The 17,870-nt window shown below is 58.3% G+C and carries 15 protein-coding genes; 6 read left to right on the forward strand and 9 right to left on the reverse strand.

Annotation, left to right across the window (positions count from 1 at the left end; translation table 11 throughout):
* Nucleotides 1-48 precede the first annotated feature (48 nt).
* From rpsA to gyrA, 6 genes are all read right to left on the reverse strand, one after another.
* Nucleotides 49-1,716 carry a 30S ribosomal protein S1 gene (rpsA, locus tag BLT77_RS13620; RefSeq protein WP_035415754.1) on the reverse strand — a complete coding sequence of 556 codons (1,668 nt, stop codon included), beginning with the start codon at nucleotides 1,714-1,716 and terminating at the stop codon, nucleotides 49-51.
* 120 nt (nucleotides 1,717-1,836) lie between these two features.
* Entirely contained in the window at nucleotides 1,837-2,520 is a 684-nt protein-coding gene (cmk, locus tag BLT77_RS13625) for a (d)CMP kinase (protein WP_028112738.1), read from the reverse strand.
* 273 nt (nucleotides 2,521-2,793) lie between these two features.
* Nucleotides 2,794-4,074, reverse strand: coding sequence for a 3-phosphoshikimate 1-carboxyvinyltransferase (gene aroA, locus BLT77_RS13630; RefSeq protein ID WP_090366259.1), 1,281 nt, complete (start codon nucleotides 4,072-4,074; stop codon nucleotides 2,794-2,796).
* 61 nt (nucleotides 4,075-4,135) lie between these two features.
* A complete protein-coding gene (hisC, locus tag BLT77_RS13635) occupies nucleotides 4,136-5,212 on the reverse strand; it encodes a histidinol-phosphate transaminase (protein ID WP_218126937.1) in 1,077 nt (358 codons plus the stop codon).
* 38 nt (nucleotides 5,213-5,250) lie between these two features.
* Nucleotides 5,251-6,315, reverse strand: a complete 1,065-nt coding sequence (gene serC / locus BLT77_RS13640; protein ID WP_090366264.1) for a 3-phosphoserine/phosphohydroxythreonine transaminase — start codon at nucleotides 6,313-6,315, stop codon at nucleotides 5,251-5,253.
* A gap of 175 nt (nucleotides 6,316-6,490) precedes the next feature.
* Entirely contained in the window at nucleotides 6,491-9,139 is a 2,649-nt protein-coding gene (gene gyrA, locus BLT77_RS13645) for a DNA gyrase subunit A (protein WP_090366267.1), read from the reverse strand.
* Between the two features lie 357 nt (nucleotides 9,140-9,496).
* Between gyrA and ubiG the strand changes: the two genes are divergently transcribed.
* The 5 genes from ubiG to yfaE all read left to right on the forward strand — a co-directional run bounded on the left by ubiG (nucleotide 9,497) and on the right by yfaE (nucleotide 14,973).
* A complete protein-coding gene (ubiG, locus tag BLT77_RS13650; RefSeq protein ID WP_090366269.1) occupies nucleotides 9,497-10,234 on the forward strand; it encodes a bifunctional 2-polyprenyl-6-hydroxyphenol methylase/3-demethylubiquinol 3-O-methyltransferase UbiG in 738 nt (245 codons plus the stop codon).
* Nucleotides 10,200-10,880 (forward strand): HAD family hydrolase, encoded by a 681-nt coding sequence (locus BLT77_RS13655; protein WP_090366273.1) that lies wholly within the window; start codon nucleotides 10,200-10,202, stop codon nucleotides 10,878-10,880. The genes ubiG and BLT77_RS13655 overlap by 35 nt, the downstream gene beginning before the upstream one ends.
* Before the next feature lie 363 nt (nucleotides 10,881-11,243).
* Nucleotides 11,244-13,520, forward strand: a complete 2,277-nt coding sequence (gene nrdA, locus BLT77_RS13660) for a class 1a ribonucleoside-diphosphate reductase subunit alpha (RefSeq protein WP_090366275.1) — start codon at nucleotides 11,244-11,246, stop codon at nucleotides 13,518-13,520.
* 49 nt (nucleotides 13,521-13,569) lie between these two features.
* On the forward strand, nucleotides 13,570-14,706 hold the full coding sequence (gene nrdB / locus BLT77_RS13665) for a class Ia ribonucleoside-diphosphate reductase subunit beta (RefSeq protein WP_090366277.1): 1,137 nt from the start codon (nucleotides 13,570-13,572) through the stop codon (nucleotides 14,704-14,706).
* 12 nt (nucleotides 14,707-14,718) lie between these two features.
* On the forward strand, nucleotides 14,719-14,973 hold the full coding sequence (gene yfaE / locus BLT77_RS13670) for a class I ribonucleotide reductase maintenance protein YfaE (RefSeq protein WP_425431737.1): 255 nt from the start codon (nucleotides 14,719-14,721) through the stop codon (nucleotides 14,971-14,973).
* Here yfaE and BLT77_RS13675 read toward each other — a convergent pair.
* Nucleotides 14,960-15,232, reverse strand: a complete 273-nt coding sequence (locus tag BLT77_RS13675; protein ID WP_090366280.1) for a hypothetical protein — start codon at nucleotides 15,230-15,232, stop codon at nucleotides 14,960-14,962. The two genes, yfaE and BLT77_RS13675, sit on opposite strands and share 14 nt — an antisense overlap.
* 299 nt (nucleotides 15,233-15,531) lie before the next feature.
* On the opposite strand from BLT77_RS13675, the gene BLT77_RS13680 reads away from it, so the two are divergent.
* On the forward strand, nucleotides 15,532-16,035 hold the full coding sequence (locus BLT77_RS13680; protein ID WP_090366283.1) for a hypothetical protein: 504 nt from the start codon (nucleotides 15,532-15,534) through the stop codon (nucleotides 16,033-16,035).
* Nucleotides 16,036-16,089: 54 nt separating this feature from the next.
* On the opposite strand, the gene BLT77_RS13685 is transcribed toward BLT77_RS13680, so the two are convergent.
* Together BLT77_RS13685 and BLT77_RS13690 are read right to left on the reverse strand one after the other, a co-directional pair.
* Complete coding sequence (locus tag BLT77_RS13685) at nucleotides 16,090-16,986, reverse strand: fructosamine kinase family protein (RefSeq protein ID WP_090366285.1); 897 nt, start codon at nucleotides 16,984-16,986, stop codon at nucleotides 16,090-16,092.
* Nucleotides 16,983-17,840, reverse strand: coding sequence for a patatin-like phospholipase family protein (locus tag BLT77_RS13690; protein ID WP_245709951.1), 858 nt, complete (start codon nucleotides 17,838-17,840; stop codon nucleotides 16,983-16,985). Before BLT77_RS13690 ends, BLT77_RS13685 begins: the two co-directional genes overlap by 4 nt.
* Between the last annotated feature and the right edge of the window lie 30 nt (nucleotides 17,841-17,870).

Raw genomic sequence — 17,870 nt, forward strand, 5'->3', positions numbered from 1 at the left:
CAATTACAGTCGCCTAATGGGGAGACGCGCTCCCCATACAACAGGCGATTATTGTTTAGCAGCTTTGAACGCTTCTGCCATAGCGCTGGAGAAGGTAGCTTCTTCACGCTGGTTCAGAGTGTCAATCGCTTCCTTCTCGTCAGCTTCGTCTTTCGCGCGGATAGACAGGCTAACGGTACGGTTCTTGCGGTCAACGCCCATGAACTTGGCTTCAACTTCTTCACCGGCATTCAGCACGGTAGAAGCGTCTTCGATGCGATCGCGAGAGATATCAGCTACACGGATGTAACCTTCAACGCTCTCACCCAGCTCTACGGTTGCGCCTTTGGCGTCAACTGCAGTGATGGTACCAGTAACAATAGCACCTTTTTTGTTATCAGACAGGTACTTGTTAAACGGATCTTCTTCGATCTGCTTAACGCCCAGGCTGATGCGCTCACGCTCAGGATCAACAGACAGTACAACTGCGGAGATCTCTTCGCCTTTCTTGTAGTCGCGAACAGCTTCTTCGCCAGCTACGTTCCAGGAGATGTCGGACAGGTGAACCAGACCGTCGATGCCGCCTTCCAGACCGATGAAGATACCGAAGTCAGTGATAGACTTAATCTTACCGGTAACTTTGTCGTTCTTGTTGAAGTTGGCTGCGAACTCATCCCATGGGTTAGCTTTACACTGCTTCAGACCCAGGGAGATGCGGCGACGCTCTTCGTCGATGTCCAGAACCATAACTTCCACGTTATCACCCAGGCTAACAACCTTGGATGGGTGGATGTTCTTGTTGGTCCAATCCATTTCGGAAACGTGTACCAGACCTTCAACGCCCTCTTCGATTTCAACGAAGCAGCCGTAGTCAGTCAGGTTGGTTACGCGACCAGTCAGCTTAGTGCCTTCTGGGTAGCGACCAGCGATAGCAACCCATGGATCTTCACCCAGCTGCTTCAGGCCCAGAGATACGCGAGTACGCTCACGATCGAACTTCAGAACCTTAACGTTGATTTCGTCACCAACGTTTACGATTTCACTTGGGTGCTTAACGCGCTTCCAAGCCATATCGGTGATGTGCAGCAGGCCGTCAACGCCGCCCAGATCTACGAACGCGCCGTAGTCGGTCAGGTTCTTAACGATACCCTTAACTTCTTGACCTTCCTGCAGGTTAGCCAGAAGCTGTTCACGCTCAACGCTGTTTTCAGATTCGATAACTGCACGACGGGAAACAACAACGTTGTTGCGCTTCTGGTCCAGCTTGATTACCTTGAATTCCAGCTCTTTGCCTTCCAGGTGAGTGGTGTCACGTACTGGACGTACGTCAACCAGAGAACCTGGCAGGAACGCACGAATGCCTTCCAGTTCAACAGTGAAGCCGCCTTTAACTTTACCGTTAATGATACCGGTAACAGTTTCTTCGTCTTCGTAAGCCTTCTCAAGACGCAGCCAAGCTTCGTGACGCTTCGCTTTCTCACGAGACAGTTGAGTTTCACCGAAGCCGTCTTCTACGGCATCCAGAGCTACGTCAACAGATTCGCCAACGCTGATTTCCAGCTCGCCTTTGGCGTTCTTGAACTGCTCGGCTGGGATAGCGGACTCAGATTTCAGGCCAGCGTCAACCAGAACGATGCCGTTCTCGATAGCAACAACGGTACCTTTAACGATGGCACCAGGACGAGTTTCCAGATCCTTTAGGGATTCTTCAAACAGTTGAGCAAAAGATTCAGTCATGTTTAAGTTAATTTCATTAGTCATCCATGGCCATCCTGGACATGGGGTAGTTGTCTAAAGCCTGCCTCATCCTTGAAGCTGGCACCTCTTAGCCAGAATTAGCTAAGTGTTTCAAAGCCATTATTGGCCAAGTTTTTCAACCACAAAGCGTAATGCATGATCAACAACTTGATCAATTGTCAGCTCTGTCGTGTCAATTAGTAACGCATCTTCGGCGGGCTTCATGGGTGCCACCTTACGGTTGGCATCGCGCTCATCGCGCTCACGTATCTCCGCCAAAAGGCGGTCAATACTACCACCTAAGCCTTTCTCCTTCAACTGTAAGTACCTACGGCGCGCACGCTCTTCGGCACTGGCAGTCATATAAAGCTTAGCGTCTGCATCGGGGAACACCACTGTTCCCATGTCACGGCCATCGGCAATCAGTCCCGGAGCCACCCGAAACGCGCGTTGGCGGCGCAATAACGCCTCCCGAACCCGGGGGAACGCCGCCACTTTAGAGGCGGCGTTGGCGCACTCCTGAGTGCGGATCTCGCGGCTGACGACTTCACCTTCCAGCACCACCTTGATGCCACCGTTATCGTCCGGGCTGAACACCACGTCCAGATGCGCTGCGGTCAGGGCCAGGCCCTCTTCATTGTCGAGTTCAATATTGTGATGCAGTGCGGCCAGCGCCAGCACCCGGTAGATGGCACCGGAGTCCAGCAAGTGCCAACCCAGCTTCTCTGCCAGAAGGTGGCACACCGTGCCTTTACCTACGCCACTCGGTCCATCAATGGTAATCACAGGGGCCTGTCCAGGCATGGTACTCTCCAATTGTGTTTCTCTTCGATCGCTCACGGAACCGGTTCCGTGAAAGCGCGCCTATTATACAGATTCCCCAGCTAAAGTAAGCCTTTATACAAAAGGGATCTGACCCTCGGCCACAGCAATCGCAGAACAGTGATCCGGGTTGGCGTTACCCCAAAAGCCAATCGGTGCCGGCTGCTCCCGACACCGCGGCCGGGACAGCATTGACGGCAGGTTATAGAGTGTAGTCAAGGGAGCCGGCGACTGCGGCACCCCCATTGGAGATAACTAGCGACTCACGGACGCCAGCCGGTCGAAATAATCCGGGAAGGTTTTGGCGGTACAGCCGGGATCCAGGATGGTCACGCTCTGGCCGCCGACGGCCAGCATCGAGAAGCACATGGCGATGCGGTGATCGTTGTAGGTCTCGATCTCGGCATGGCGCAGCTCAGGAACCGGCTCGATACGGATGTAGTCTTCGCCCTCCTCCACCACCGCGCCCACTTTGCGCAGTTCGGTGGCCATGGCCGCCAGGCGGTCGGTCTCCTTCACCCGCCAGTTGTAGATATTGCGGATGGTGGTGGGACCGTTGGCAAACAGCGCCGTGGTGGCGATGGTCATGGCCGCATCCGGGATGGCGTTCATGTCCATGTCCACCCCGTTCAGGTCGCCTTTACTGCAGCGAATGAAGTCTTTGCCCCACTCCACCTTGGCGCCCATGGCCTCCAGCACATCGGCAAAATGCTTATCGCCCTGCAGGCTGTCGGTGCCGACACCGCGGACCTCGATGGTGCCGCCACCGATGGCCGCCGCCGCCAGGAAGTAAGACGCCGAGCTGGCATCCCCTTCCACCAGAAACTCGCCGGGGCTGAGGTACTGCTGGCCGGCGGCAACCACAAACTCGCGGTAGTCGCGATTCTCCACCGTCACCCCGAAGCGGGCCATCATCCCCAGTGTGATATCGATGTAGGGCTTGGACACCAGTTCACCCTTCACTTCGATGGTCAGCTCACTGCCGAGCAGTGGCGCCACCATCAACAGCGCAGTCAGAAACTGCGAGGAGATGGAGCCATCGATGCTGACCCGGCCGCCGGCCAGATCGCCGGCGTGAATCTTCAGCGGCGGATAACCGGGATTCTCGAGATAGTCGATGCGGGCACCCAAAGGCTGCAGCGCGTCAATAAGGTGGCCGATGGGGCGCTCCTTCATTCGCGGTTCGCCGGTCAGCACAAACTCGCCGCTGCCGATGGCCAGCGCTGCCGCCAATGGCCGCATCGCCGTACCGGCATTGCCCAGATACAACTCCGCCACCTGCCCTCGGGCCAACCGGCCTCCCAGCCCCTCCACCTCGATGGTGGCCTGGTCCTTGCGATAGTCATAGCTCACGCCCAGTTGATCCAGGGCGGTCAACATATGACGGATGTCGTCGGAGTCCAGCAGGTTGGTTAACCGGGTACGGCCGCTGGCGATGGTAGCCAGCAACAGGGCCCGGTTTGAGATGCTCTTGGACCCGGGCAGCTGAATCACTCCCCCGACATGTGAAATTGGCTCTAGGCGTAACTGCTCCATGACTCTTATTCCCCACAATAAAAAGGGGCCTTCGCGGCCCCTTTTCAAACGTTCAATTCATTTAGGCCAGTATCTCGTCCAACGCGTCCATAAATCGGGAGTTTTCCGACTCCAGACCGATGCTGACACGCAGGTGAGAAGGCATACCATACCCCGCAATGGGGCGCACTATCACCCCTTTTTTCAGCAGAGCGTCATAAATCTCCCCGGCGGCGCCGACTTCGATGGTGATGAAGTTGGCCACACTGGGGATGTAACGGATGCCGCGCTGGTCAAAATAGGCTAGCAACCGCGCCATCTCGCGCTCGTTGAGGGCGATCCCTTCGGCCAGGTAGTCGGCGTCGTCCAGCACCGCCTCGGCGGCCGCCAGGGCCAGCGAGTTGTTATTGAACGGCTCCCGCACCCGGTTCAGCAGATCGGTGATGTCGGTAGAGGCCACCAGATAGCCGACCCGAAGCCCCGCCAGGCCGTAGGCCTTGGAGAAGGTACGACTGACCATCAGATTCGGGTACTGGGTCAGCCAGCCGATGCTGTCGGCACGCTGGTCGGCCTTCAGGTACTCGTAGTAGGCCTCATCCAATACCACCAATACCCGCTCCGGCACCCGGGCCATAAACTCGGCCAGCTGCCGCGGCGCCAGGAAGGTGCCGGTGGGGTTGTTGGGGTTGGCGATGCAGATCAGCTTGGTGCGTTCGGTGACCGCGGCCAGCATGGCGTCCAGATCATGGCCCCACTCTTTGGCGGCGGTCTTCACTGCGGTGGCGCCGCAGGACTGGGTCAGCAACTGGTAGACAATAAAGGCATGGGCATCGAAGATCACTTCATCGCCGATGCCGACGAAGGTGCGGAACAGGATCTCCAGTACCTCGTTGGAACCGTTACCCAGGGTGATCTGATCGCTGTCGCAGTTGAGTTTTTGCGCCAGCTTCTGTTTCAGGTAGTAGCCGTTGGCATCCGGGTAGCGGCACAGTTCGGCGGTGGCGGCCTCGATGGCCTGACGCGCCCTGGGACTCAGGCCCAGCGGATTCTCGTTTGACGCCAGCTTTACGATATCGCTAATCCCCAGCTCCCGCTCCAGCTCCTCGGTGGGCTTACCTGGCTGATAGGGCATCAGGCCATCCACACCGGGGTTGGCCATAGATAATAGATCAAGTGACAAAACGTTCTCCCTTGTAGTTATCGGTTGTCGCTTTCAAACTGCTTCATAAAGTCGACCAGGGCCCGGACGCCCTCCAATGGCATGGCGTTGTAGATGCTGGCCCGCATACCGCCCACACTGCGGTGCCCCTTCAGCGCCATTAATCCGGCCTGCTCCGCCTGGGCAAGAAACGCACCGTCCAGGCTGGCATTGGTCAACTGGAAAGGTACATTCATCTCGCTGCGATGGCTCGGCTGAACCCGGTTTTGGTAGAAGGTGCTGCTGTCAATAAAATCATACAGCAGGGCCGCCTTGGCCCGGTTCACCCCGGCCATCGCCTCTACCCCGCCCTGTTGCTGCAGCCACTTGAACACCTCACCGGCCAGGTACCAGGCAAACGTCGGCGGGGTGTTGTACATGGAGCCGTTGTCATCCAGCAACCGGTAGTTGAGGATCGACGGCAGCTGCGGCTGACCTTCGCCCAGCAGGTCCCGGCGCACGATCACAATCGCCAGCCCGGCCGGACCGATGTTTTTCTGGGCGCCGGCGTAGATCAGGCCGTACTTATTGATGTCGATGTGCCGTCCAAGAATGCAGGAGGAGTAATCGGCGATCAGCGGCTTGTCGGTGACCGGCTCCTCGAACATCGCCACCCCGTCCACGGTTTCATTGGGGCAATAATGCAGATACTCACCCTCGCCCGCCTGGTTGAGGCGACTGAGATCCAGGCCACCGCCGTCGCGCAGGTCGATGGCGTTGACCGTGGCGTACTTGGCCGCCTCCTTGGCCGCTCCGGCTGACCACTGGCCGCTGATGAGGTAATCCACCTTGGCACCGGCGGCCACCAGGTTCTGAGGAATGGCGGAGAAATGGGCCCGGGCGCCGCCGTGGGTGAACAGCACCGCGTAGTCGTCACCGATGTTCATCAGTTGACGCAGGTTGGCTTCGGCGGCCTCGGCCACCGCCATAAAGGACTTCGAACGATGACTGAGCTCCATAACCGATACCCCCAACCCCTGAAAATCCAGCAACTCGGCCTGGGCCTTGGCCATCACATCAGTGGGTAACATCGCCGGACCGGCGCAGAAGTTGTATACGGTCATTGTTCTCAATCCCTAACTGCTAAAACAGCCATTTAACACCAACATGGGCGCCAGCGCGATGAAAAATAATAGATAACCCCATAACCGCCAGCCACAGGGCCGCCTTTACCGTGCCGCGGACATAAAAAAACGGACGCCGAAGCGTCCGTTATCAGGTCGAAGCCGTGCCAGGAATTTACTCCTCGCCGGCGTCCTCAGCCGCATTGTCGGCGTCAGCCTGAGGCTGGGCCTCGGCATCGGCGGCAACGTCGTTGCCTTCGCCGTCCACGGCGGACGCGTCGACCAGACTCTCGCCTTCCTCGATCTCGTCGATGCGCTGCAGACCCACCACCTGTTCACCCTCCTGGGTTCGGATGATGGTCACGCCCTGGGTATTACGGCCAACCTGAGACACCTCATGCACCCGGGTCCGCACCAGGGTGCCGCCGTCGGTGATCAGCATGATCTCGTCGTTTTCCGTTACCTGAACCGCGCCAACCACCGGGCCGTTACGCTCACTCACCTTAATGGAGATTACGCCCTTGGTGGCCCGGCCTTTCACCGGATACTCGACTTCGTCGGTACGCTTACCATAACCGTTCTGAGTCACGGTCAGGATGGCACCGTCGCCACGAGGGACGATCATCGACACCACCCGATCGACATCATCCAGGCTGATGCCGCGGACACCGATGGAGTTACGGCCCACGGAACGCACATTGGTCTCGTTGAAGCGCACTACCTTACCGGCGTCGGAGAACAGCATGATCTCGTCGTCACCGTTGGTGATGTCAACACCGATCAGCTCATCGCCGTCGTTGAGGTTGATGGCACGAATACCGGAAGACAGCGGACGGCTGTATGCGTCCAGAGCGGTCTTCTTGATGATGCCCTTGGCGGTGGCGAAGGCGATGAACTTGCTCGGATCGTACTCACGAACCGGCAGAATCGCCTGAATCACTTCACCGTCATCCAGCGGCAGCAGGTTAACGATTGGCTTACCCCGGGCGGTACGGCTGGCCAGCGGCAACTGGAACACCCGCATCCAGTACACCTTACCGGCGTTGGAGAAGCACAAGATGGTGTCGTGGGTGTTGGCCACCAGCAGACGTTCGATGAAATCTTCATCCTTCATCTTGGCAGCGGCCTTGCCTTTACCACCCCGGCGCTGGGCTTCGTATTCGCTCAACGGCTGATACTTCACGTAACCGGCATGGGACAGGGTCACCACCACGTCTTCTTCGGTGATCAGGTCTTCCAGGGAGATGTCGGCGGACGCGGCGGAGATCTCGGTGCGACGCTCGTCGCCGTACTCGGCCCTGATCGCCTCCAGCTCTTCGCGAATCACTTCCATCAGACGCTCCGGGCTGGCCAGAATCAGCATCAGCTCGGCGATCTCTTCCAGCAGCTGGCGGTACTCATCGAGAATGTTCTCGTGTTCCAGGCCGGTCAGCTTCTGCAGACGCAGGTCCAGAATCGCCCGGGCCTGCTGCTCGGTCAGGTAGTACTGGCCATCACGGATACCGAACTCGGGGGTCAGCCAGTCCGGACGGGCGGCGTCATCACCGGCTTTCTCCAGCATCGATGCCACATTGCCCAGATCCCAACCACGGGACAGCAACGCTTCGCGGGCTTCTGCAGGAGTAGGCGAGTTACGGATCAGCTCAATGACCGGATCGATATTGGCCAGGGAGATGGCCAGGCCTTCGAGGATGTGGGCCCGCTCGCGGGCTTTACGCAGTTCGAACACAGTCCGACGGGTTACCACTTCGCGACGGTGGGTCACGAAGGCTTCCAGTGTCTCTTTCAGGTTAAACACTTTAGGCTGGTTGTTGCCCAGTGCCACCATGTTGATGCCGAACACCGTCTGCATCTGGGTCTGAGCGTACAGGTTGTTCAGCACCACTTCCGGCACTTCACCGCGCTTCAGCTCGATCACCACCCGCATGCCGTCTTTATCAGACTCATCACGCAGGCCGCTGATCCCTTCCAGCTTCTTATCCTTAACCAGCTCGGCGATCTTCTCGATCAAGCGGGCCTTGTTCACCTGGTACGGCAGTTCATCGACAATGATGGACTCTTTACCGGTGCTGCTGGTCTCGACATTGGTCTTGGCGCGAACGTAGATCTTGCCGCGACCGGTCTTGTAGGCATCGATGATGCCCTTGCGACCATTGATGATGCCGCCGGTAGGGAAATCCGGACCGGGGATCAGCTCCAGCAACTCTTCGAAGGTCACGTCGCTGTTGTCGATGTACGCCAGACAGCCGTTGATCACTTCGGTCAGGTTGTGGGGAGGAATGTTGGTGGCCATGCCCACGGCGATGCCGCTTGAGCCGTTGACCAGCAGGTTCGGCACCCGGGTCGGCATCACTTCAGGAATCTGCTCGGTGCCGTCGTAGTTGGGCACGTAGTCGACGGTTTCCTTATCCAGATCCGCCAGCAGTTCGTGGGCCACTTTGGCCATGCGGATTTCGGTATAACGCATCGCCGCGGCGGAGTCGCCGTCGACGGAACCGAAGTTACCCTGGCCATCGACCAGGGTATAACGTAAGGAGAACGGCTGCGCCATACGTACGATGGTGTCGTACACGGCACTGTCACCATGAGGGTGGTACTTACCGATCACGTCGCCCACGATACGGGCGGATTTTTTATAGGGTTTGTTCCAGTCGTTGCTCAAACCGTTCATCGCAAACAGGGTGCGACGGTGTACAGGCTTAAGACCATCCCGGACGTCGGGCAATGCACGCCCGACGATCACGCTCATGGCATAATCGAGATAGGAGCTTTTCAGTTCCTCTTCGATATTAATCGGCGTGATTTCGTTAGCCAGATCAGTCATAGACAGATGTTGTCCCTAAATAGCGCCCTGAAACCTCGGTTCCAGTCGCCCCGGCCAAGCCGGTAAAAACGGTGATTGGACATTTTAACACAGTCAAAGCGATTGGAAAGTGGCGTTTCTTATCCTGATAAACAACAACTTATAAGTGACCAATTTTCACCCAAACTCACCAATCCGACAGAGCATCTGATGCAATTTTGAGCAGATATTTTGATTTTTACCGCCCGCTTTAGTGGTTTTCTCTTCAACCCCTGTCGGCGTATACTGGCAACACTCAATCGGTTCTGAGGTTGCAGCTTAGTGCATCGGCACAAAATCTCACCGGAACCCCTGCAGGCAAGATAAAAAGGACAGAGAATGCAGCAGTCGAACGTTGATCCCGTTGAAGTCGGCAAATTTGAAAAACTGGCGACCACCTGGTGGGATCCACTAGGTCACTCCAAACCCCTGCATCAACTCAACCCCCTGCGCGCCGGTTACATCGAACGTCATGCCGATGGCCTGTTTGGCAAACAGGTGTTGGATGTCGGTTGCGGCGGCGGCCTGCTGACCGAGGCCATGGCCAAGGCCGGCGCCCGGGCCACGGGCCTGGACATGGGCGAAGAGCCGGTAGAGGTGGCTCGCCTGCATGCGCTGGAAAGCGAACTGGAGATCAATTACCAACTGTGCACTGCCGAGGCCCATGCCGAGCACAAAGGCGGCCACTATGATGTGGTGACCTGTATGGAGATGCTGGAGCACGTTCCGGATCCCGAGTCGGTGATCCGCGCCTGTGCCGCCATGGTCAAGCCAGGAGGCCACCTGTACCTGTCCACCATCAATAAGACACCGCTGGCCTACCTGACCACCATCGTCGGCGCCGAACAGATCGTCAAAGTGCTGCCTAAAGGCACCCACGACTACAAGAAGTTCCTGCGGCCGTCCCAGCTGATCCGTTGGTGCGAACAGGCCGGTCTTCGAGTCGCCCATGCCGATGGCGTGCTCTATAACCCGCTTACGGAAACCTTCAAACTGTCCAACCGGATGGACATCAACTACATGATTCACGCGGTGAAACCAGATGAAACCCATGGAAGTGAAAGCCCTACTCTTTGATCTAGACGGCACCTTGCTGGATACCGCTCTGGATCTCGGCCAGGCCGCCAACGTCGCCCTGGCCCAGTTTGGCTACCCTGGCCTGAGCCGGGAGCAAGCCTACCTGTACACCAGTCACGGCAGTCGTGGCCTGCTGAAGGCGGCACTGGGGGAAGAGACTTTCGAGCGTACCGATATCTCGCCGATGCGCTCACTGCTGTTAGCCGCCTATGCCGACAACATCAGTGAACACACCCGCCCCTACGACGGCATTGAACGGATGCTGGCGCTGCTGGCGCAATTGCAACTGCCCTGGGGCATCGTTACCAACAAGCCGGAAGGCCTGGCCCGGCAGCTGCTGCAACACCAGCCCAGCATGGCCGCCAGCGTCAGCCTGGTGGGCGGCGATACCCTGCCGGTATCCAAGCCGCACCCGGCGCCGCTGCTAAAGGCCGCCGACGAGATGGGCGTGATCCCGGAGCAGATCCTGTATGTCGGGGATGCCGAACGGGACATGGTAGCCGCCAACCACGCCGGCATGATCAGCGTCGCCGCCCTGTGGGGCTACATTAGCCCTGAAGACAAGGCGGAGGAGTGGCCCGCAAGCCATCGTTGCGATCAACCCGACGATCTTTTTAATCTGGTCCGTGATCTGGCTCAAAATTAGCCATACAAACCGGCGCTGGAAATTTTTTTCCGGCGCCTTTTTTTTATCAAAAAAGGGGTTGATTTTCTGTCAGCGCAATGGTGGTGCAGGTTCCACGAAGCTGCCCTTTTGCCGAGCGCGGTTATTCACACAGTTACCCACAATCTGCCCACATTCTGGACCCTTGCGAAATCCCCCATACCAGCTTATCTTGTAGATCATCCCATTGGCGCTACTACATGTAGTGTCCGATAATAAAAAAGAACACTACCGTCGGGGATCACCGGTCTGACCGGGGATTAACATCTCACGTACTTAGATTAAGGACATGAGACGTGCCTTCAGTCCATGGCGACTGTGTTATTCGCACGTCGATACTCAACGATGAATAAAAATCTGCTCATTACCAAACGCAGCGGCAAAAAGGAGCCCCTCGATCTCGATAAGATCCATCGGGTGATCTATTGGGCAGCCCAGGATCTGGATAACGTCTCGGTCTCTCAGGTAGAGCTGGCCAGCCACATCCACTTCTTTGATGGCATTGAGACCGAAGCGATTCACGAAACCATCATCAAAGCCGCAGCCGACCTCATCAGTGAAGAGACCCCGGACTACCAGTACCTGGCCGCGCGCCTGGCGGTCTTCCACCTGCGTAAGAAGGCCTACGGTCAGTTCGAGCCGCCGCACCTGTTTGATCACGTAAGCAAGATGGTGGAGCTGGGCCGTTATGACCAGCACATTCTTCAGGATTACAGCCGCGACGAACTCAATGAGCTGAATGAGCACCTCGATCACTGGCGCGACATGGACTTCTCCTACGCCGCCGTCAAGCAGCTGGAAGGCAAATACCTGGTGCAGAACCGGGTAACCGGCGAGGTGTTTGAGAGCGCCCAGTTCCTGTACATGCTGGTGGCCGCCTGCCTGTTTGCCAACTACCCGAAGGCGACGCGCCTGGACTACGTCAAGCGGTTCTACGACGCCACCTCCAAGTTCAAGATCTCCCTGCCCACGCCCATCATGTCCGGCGTGCGCACCCCGACCCGACAGTTCAGCTCTTGTGTGCTGATCGAGTGTGGCGACAGCCTCGACTCCATCAACGCCACCTCCGCGGCCATCGTTAACTACGTCAGCCAGCGGGCCGGCATCGGCATCAACGGCGGCAACATTCGCGCCCTGGGCAGTCCGATTCGCGGCGGCGAAGCCTTCCACACCGGTTGCTTGCCGTTCTATAAGCACTTCCAGACCGCAGTGAAGTCCTGTTCACAGGGCGGCGTTCGCGGTGGCGCGGCCACCCTGTTCTACCCCTTGTGGCACCTGGAAGCGGAAGAGCTGCTGGTACTGAAAAACAACCGCGGCACCGACGCCAACCGCATCCGTCATCTGGACTACGGCGTTCAGATCAACCGCACCCTGTACCAGCGCCTGCTGGACGGTGGCAACATCAGCCTGTTCTCGCCTTCGGATGTGCCCGGCCTGTACGACGCCTTCTTTGCCGATCAGGAGGAGTTTGAGCGGCTCTATTGTCAGTACGAAGCCGACAGCAGCATTCGCCGCAAAACCGTTAAGGCGGTGGCGCTGTTCAGCCTGCTGATGCAGGAGCGCGCCTCCACCGGCCGTATCTACATTCAGCACGTGGATCACTGCAACACCCACAGCCCCTTCGATCCTAAAGTGGCACCGGTGAAGCAATCCAACCTGTGCCTGGAGATTGCCCTGCCCACCAAACCGCTGAAACACCTTAACGACACCGAGGGCGAGATTGCCCTGTGCACGCTGTCGGCGTTCAACCTGGGTGCCATCGACAGCCTCGACGAGCTCGAAGAGCTGGCGGCACTGGCGGTGCGGGCGCTGGACAGTTTGCTGGACTACCAGGACTACCCGGTGCCGGCGGCCGAGCTCGGCTCCATGAAGCGCCGTACCCTGGGGATCGGCGTCATCAACTACGCCTACTACCTGGCCAAGAACGGTGTCCGCTACTCCGATGGCAGCGGCAACAACCTGACTCACAAAACCTTTGAGGCGATTCAGTACTACCTGCTGAAAGCCTCGAACGAGCTGGCGAAGGAGCAAGGCGCCTGCCCGGGCTTTAACGAGACCACCTACTCCCAGGGAATCCTGCCCATCGACAGCTACAAAACCGCCATCGATGAGATCTGTGACGAACCCCTGCACCTGGACTGGGACGGCCTGCGCGCCAGCATCGTTGAGCACGGCCTGCGCAACTCCACCCTGTCGGCACTGATGCCGTCAGAGACCAGCTCGCAGATCTCCAATGCCACCAACGGCATTGAGCCACCACGAGGGCTGGTGAGCGTTAAGGGGTCCAAAGATGGCATCATGAAGCAGGTGGTGCCGGGCATCGACAGCCTCAAGGGCAGCTACGAGTTGCTGTGGGACATTCCCAGCAACACCGGCTACCTGCAGTTGGTGGGCATCATGCAGAAGTTCATCGACCAGGCCATCTCCGCCAACACCAACTACGATCCGTCCCGCTATGAGGACAACAAGATGCCCATGGGCATGCTGCTGAAGGATCTGATGCTGGCGTACAAGTACGGTCTGAAGACGCTGTACTACCAGAACACCCGTGACGGCCAGTCCGACGCCCAGAGCAAAGCGGACAGCGACGACGATTGCGCCGGTGGCGCCTGTAAGATTTAACCGCCAGTGCCCCGCAAACGCGGGGCACTGCCACGGATAGGACAAAATTATGACCCACAGATACAGCACATTTTCACGGGAAGCCAACAACGCGCTGAAAGAGCCGATGTTCCTCGGCAATCCGGTGAACGTGGCCCGTTACGATCAACAGAAGCACCCGATTTTTGAAGAGCTGATCGAAAAGCAGCTGTCGTTCTTCTGGCGCCCCGAAGAGGTGGACGTCACCCAAGATCGCATCGACTTCAACGACCTGCCTGATCATGAAAAACACATCTTCCTGTCGAACCTGAAGTACCAGACCCTGCTGGACTCCATTCAGGGCCGTAGCCCCAACGTGGCGCTGCTGCCGCTGGTGTCCCTGCCTGAACTGGAAACCTGGATTGAGACCTGGTCGTTCTATGAGACCATTCACTCGCGCTCCTACACCCACATCATTCGCAACATCGTCAATGATCCCGGAGTGGTGTTCGACGACATCGTCGCCAACAGCGAAATTCAGAAACGCGCCAACGACATCTCCAAATATTACGATGCCCTGATCGACTATACCCAGCGTTATCAGCAGTTTGGTGAAGGCAACCATCAGGTAGGCAGCGAGCAGTTCACCCTCAGCCGCCGTGAACTGAAGAAAAAGCTGTACCTGTGCCTGATGTCCATCAACGTACTGGAGGCGGTGCGCTTCTACGTCAGCTTTGCCTGCTCCTTTGCCTTTGCCGAGCGGGAAGTGATGGAAGGCAACGCCAAGATCATCCGCTTTATCGCCCGCGATGAACAACTGCACCTGGTGGGCACCCAGCACATGCTTAACCTGATGGCCACCAACCAGGACGACAACGAAATGGCCGAGATCGCCATCGAGTGTCACAGCGAAGCGGTGGAGATCTTCCGCCGCGCCGCCGAGCAGGAGAAAGATTGGGCCTCCTACCTGTTTAAAGACGGCTCCATGCTGGGTCTGAATAAGAAGATCATCGAAGATTACGTGGAGTTCATCACCAACCAGCGCATGAGCGCGCTCGGGTTTGCACCGATCTTTGACAAGCGCTCCAATCCGCTACCGTGGATGAGTAAGTGGCTGGAGAGTGATGCGGTACAGGTGGCACCCCAGGAGGTGGAGGTCAGCAGCTATCTGACCAACCAGATCAAGAACGAAGTCCACCAGGACGAGTTCTCCTCGTTTGAACTGTAACGGTTCAGCCGATTGAAACTGTGGAAAATCCGCCTTGGCGGCGGCCGGGAACTGGAGCATGGCAATCACCACACCACCCTGCTCCATGCCCTGGAATCTGTCGGTCATTACAGCGAGTGCCGCAGTGGCTTCTGCGGCGCCTGTAAGGCCACTCTGGTGAGTGGCAGCGTCCGCTATCTGACCACTCCCATGGCCTTTCTTAAACCCGGTGAGATTCTGCCCTGCTGCTGCACGCCGGAAACTGACCTGGAGCTTAATCTTGGCTGAGGGCCGGCTCTGACTCAGGGTCGATGGTAACATCGGCCTTGATCTGGGTCTTCGCCAGGGCGACTTCATGCTCGGCGTACTTATCCACCGGCGACTGCGGCGGCCGCCACCGCTCCAACGCCAGTTGAGCCTCTTGTGTCATCGCCTGGCTCTGCTGCAACGAATCTTCACCCAGGTACTGCGCCTCCAGCCACAACACCTGAGCCATCTCAATGGTACTGTCCAGAATGACCCGAGCCGCCGCCTGAGCGTTGTCCATGGCTCTGTCTACTCTTTCCTGATTGGCTTCACTGCAGCCACTAAGCCATCCGACTGACCCTATCACTACCAACACCCTAACCCACTTCATCGGTTGATGCATGACCTGCCCTCCGTCGAATTGCATTAAGCATAGTCCATCCTCCACCCAAGTTACTCAAAGCGGTCATTAATTCGCCCGGATCACACATTCGTTGATCCAGAAACAGAAACCTTCACTGCCCGGGCACCATTTTCCCTGTTATCGAATTCAGGCTTTGGTACACTTGCGGCATTGATAACCGGGCAACGAGACCGATAATGACAGAGCCAAACAAGATTCCACCCGAAGGCGCTTCCGCCGAGCTGTTCAACGGTGACATCAACCGCATCATGATCGCCATTCCAGCACCGAGCCACCCCGAAGTGGAGCAGGTCCTGGGCAAAGGCCAACACCGCATCAAGGCGGGTGTGGTCTATCGCGCTCCCGCCATCCTGCTCTCCTTTGACTTTGGCAACGGCCTGGTGATGGATTGCCCCTTTGAAGCCAAAGGGTTGGGTGAGCATTTCGTTGCCCCGGAACTGAACGACGGCCAGCTGCCACTGACCCTGCAGGTGTTCGATGCCGAAAACGGCACCCTGCTGGAATCCACCGAGGTGGCCCTGCACGCCGACAACACCCAGGTGCTGATGGATGCCGTAGCCGACCAGCGTAGCCGGGAGTGGACTCATCAGGAGTTTATCGGCCAACTGTCCGAGCTGTATAAGATTGAGATGAGCGAGTTTCTGCAGCTGGTGCAGCAGCGGGAGCTGGCGGCTCTGTAAGTCAGCCGACTCAAATGCTAAAGGCACCCTCGGGTGCCTTTTTTTTGATGGCCGTTAGCGCAGGCGACGCAGCACGGAGTGTACCGAGTCCAGGTAACCGTCACCAAACAGATTCAGATGATTGAGCAGATGGTACAGCTGGTACAGCGGCCGGCGCTGCTCATAGCCCGGTGACAACGGCCATGTTGCCTCGTAACCGCGATAAAACGCCGGGTCAAAACCGCCAAACAATTCGGTCATGGCCAGATCCGACTCCCGATCCCCCAGGTAACACGCCGGGTCAAACACCCGCGCCTGGCCTTCGACGAAGCCCAGATTACCCTGCCACAGGTCGCCGTGAAGCAGGCTTGCCACCGGTTGGTGGTGGGCCAATAACGTCCCGCTGGCGGCCTCGAGCCCGTCCAGATAGGGAGCCAGCGCCCTGCCAAAGCCCCGCTGTCCAGCCAATTCCAGTTGCGGTTGCAGCCGGCACTGCCACCAGAACTGCGCCCAACTGCGCTGCCAGTGGTTGTACTGCACTGTATCGCCAATAAAGTTGTGCCGGTGCCAGCCATAGCCCTGAGCATTGAAATGTCCGGTATCGGCCTGGTGCAACTTGGCGATGGTCCGCCCCGCCTCAAAACCATTGCCCCGGGACGCCAGCGTCAGAAACGGCAACACCAGAAACGCATGTTGCCCCGCCCGTCCCAGAGTCAGGGACGGTATGGAGAAACGCCCGAGGGCATTAAGACCATCGGCCTCCGCCTCAAACAGACTCAGGCGCTCGCTGTGGTTCAGTTTCACAAACCAGCTGTGGTGACCGTCGGTCAGGCGATAACATTGGTTGATGCAGCCGCCCGCCACCGGCGTCAGCCCTGAAGGGCAAAAGCGTCTGCCACTGGCCTGCCCGATCGCCTCTATCACCGCCGGCCAGGGGGAGCGGGTCAGGACCTCGGGCCCGGCGGGCGTCATGCCCCGGCCGCCACTGGTTCGATGGCGGCCAGTCGTTGAAGATGGGCCAGACCACACTCACGGCCCAGCTCATAACCGGCAGCCAAAGCCTCGGCCTGGCGAGTCAGGCGGCCAACCGCAAACGCCGGCGGCGGCACCAGCACCTGAATGCGGCAGTCCTTCGGAGGCTGGGCAATGAACGCCAGTGTCTGGTTGTACTGCCGATGACGGTGCTCCATGGCCGCCAACAGTTGCGGGTGCTCCCTGAGCGCCCACCTCAGCAACCAGGGAAAGCGGCTTGGCCGTTTGCGATAACCCAGAGGCTGGGACAACACCACGGTGAGATCCCGATAACCCTGTTGGTAGGCCTGGCGCACCGGAATCGAGTCCGCCACCCCGCCATCGGTATACGCCTGACCATTGAGACACACAAAGCCGCGGTACCCCACCGGCACCGAGCAGGAGGCTTTCATCAGCATCGCCAGATTGTCGCGTCCGGCGGGCAGGTAGCGACCCCGACCGCTGCTGACCTCGGTGACCCCAATCAACAACGGGATGGCCCGGCGTTCAAAAGCGTCGAAATCGAACGGCAGCTCATTCAGGGTGATGGGCCAGAGCCAATCCAGGTCCAGCAGGTGACCCCCTCTGAAGAAGCGCCGAAAATTGATGAATTCGGGACGGCAGGAGTAGTCGGCGATGATCGCCCGGGTCCGGCCCCGCTGGCCAGACAGGTAGGCGGCCAGCGCCGTGGATCCGGCCGACACGCCGAAACAGGCATCAAAGGGGTAGTGCTGGCGCTCGATAAAGGCATCCAGCACGCCGGCGGCAAAGATGCCGCGCATCGCCCCCCCTTCAACCACCAGTGCCCGCTTCATGCTCATCTCCCTTTGAGACTCTCCGGCCGG

The organism is Ferrimonas sediminum (assembly GCF_900100175.1).
Taxonomy (GTDB): Bacteria; Pseudomonadota; Gammaproteobacteria; order Enterobacterales; family Shewanellaceae; genus Ferrimonas; species Ferrimonas sediminum.

What these genes read in the sequence shown, in the direction of transcription:
- rpsA (WP_035415754.1), bottom strand. Translation starts at nt 1,716, where the DNA reads ATGACTGAATCTTTTGCTCAACTGTTTGAAGAATCCCTAAAGGATCTG.
- cmk (WP_028112738.1), bottom strand. Translation starts at nt 2,520, where the DNA reads ATGCCTGGACAGGCCCCTGTGATTACCATTGATGGACCGAGTGGCGTA.
- aroA (WP_090366259.1), bottom strand. Translation starts at nt 4,074, where the DNA reads ATGGAGCAGTTACGCCTAGAGCCAATTTCACATGTCGGGGGAGTGATT.
- hisC (WP_218126937.1), bottom strand. Translation starts at nt 5,212, where the DNA reads ATGGCCAACCCCGGTGTGGATGGCCTGATGCCCTATCAGCCAGGTAAG.
- serC (WP_090366264.1), bottom strand. Translation starts at nt 6,315, where the DNA reads ATGACCGTATACAACTTCTGCGCCGGTCCGGCGATGTTACCCACTGAT.
- gyrA (WP_090366267.1), bottom strand. Translation starts at nt 9,139, where the DNA reads ATGACTGATCTGGCTAACGAAATCACGCCGATTAATATCGAAGAGGAA.
- ubiG (WP_090366269.1), top strand. Translation starts at nt 9,497, where the DNA reads ATGCAGCAGTCGAACGTTGATCCCGTTGAAGTCGGCAAATTTGAAAAA.
- BLT77_RS13655 (WP_090366273.1), top strand. Translation starts at nt 10,200, where the DNA reads ATGAAACCCATGGAAGTGAAAGCCCTACTCTTTGATCTAGACGGCACC.
- nrdA (WP_090366275.1), top strand. Translation starts at nt 11,244, where the DNA reads ATGAATAAAAATCTGCTCATTACCAAACGCAGCGGCAAAAAGGAGCCC.
- nrdB (WP_090366277.1), top strand. Translation starts at nt 13,570, where the DNA reads ATGACCCACAGATACAGCACATTTTCACGGGAAGCCAACAACGCGCTG.
- BLT77_RS13675 (WP_090366280.1), bottom strand. Translation starts at nt 15,232, where the DNA reads ATGGACAACGCTCAGGCGGCGGCTCGGGTCATTCTGGACAGTACCATT.
- BLT77_RS13680 (WP_090366283.1), top strand. Translation starts at nt 15,532, where the DNA reads ATGACAGAGCCAAACAAGATTCCACCCGAAGGCGCTTCCGCCGAGCTG.
- BLT77_RS13685 (WP_090366285.1), bottom strand. Translation starts at nt 16,986, where the DNA reads ATGACGCCCGCCGGGCCCGAGGTCCTGACCCGCTCCCCCTGGCCGGCG.
- BLT77_RS13690 (WP_245709951.1), bottom strand. Translation starts at nt 17,840, where the DNA reads ATGAAGCGGGCACTGGTGGTTGAAGGGGGGGCGATGCGCGGCATCTTT.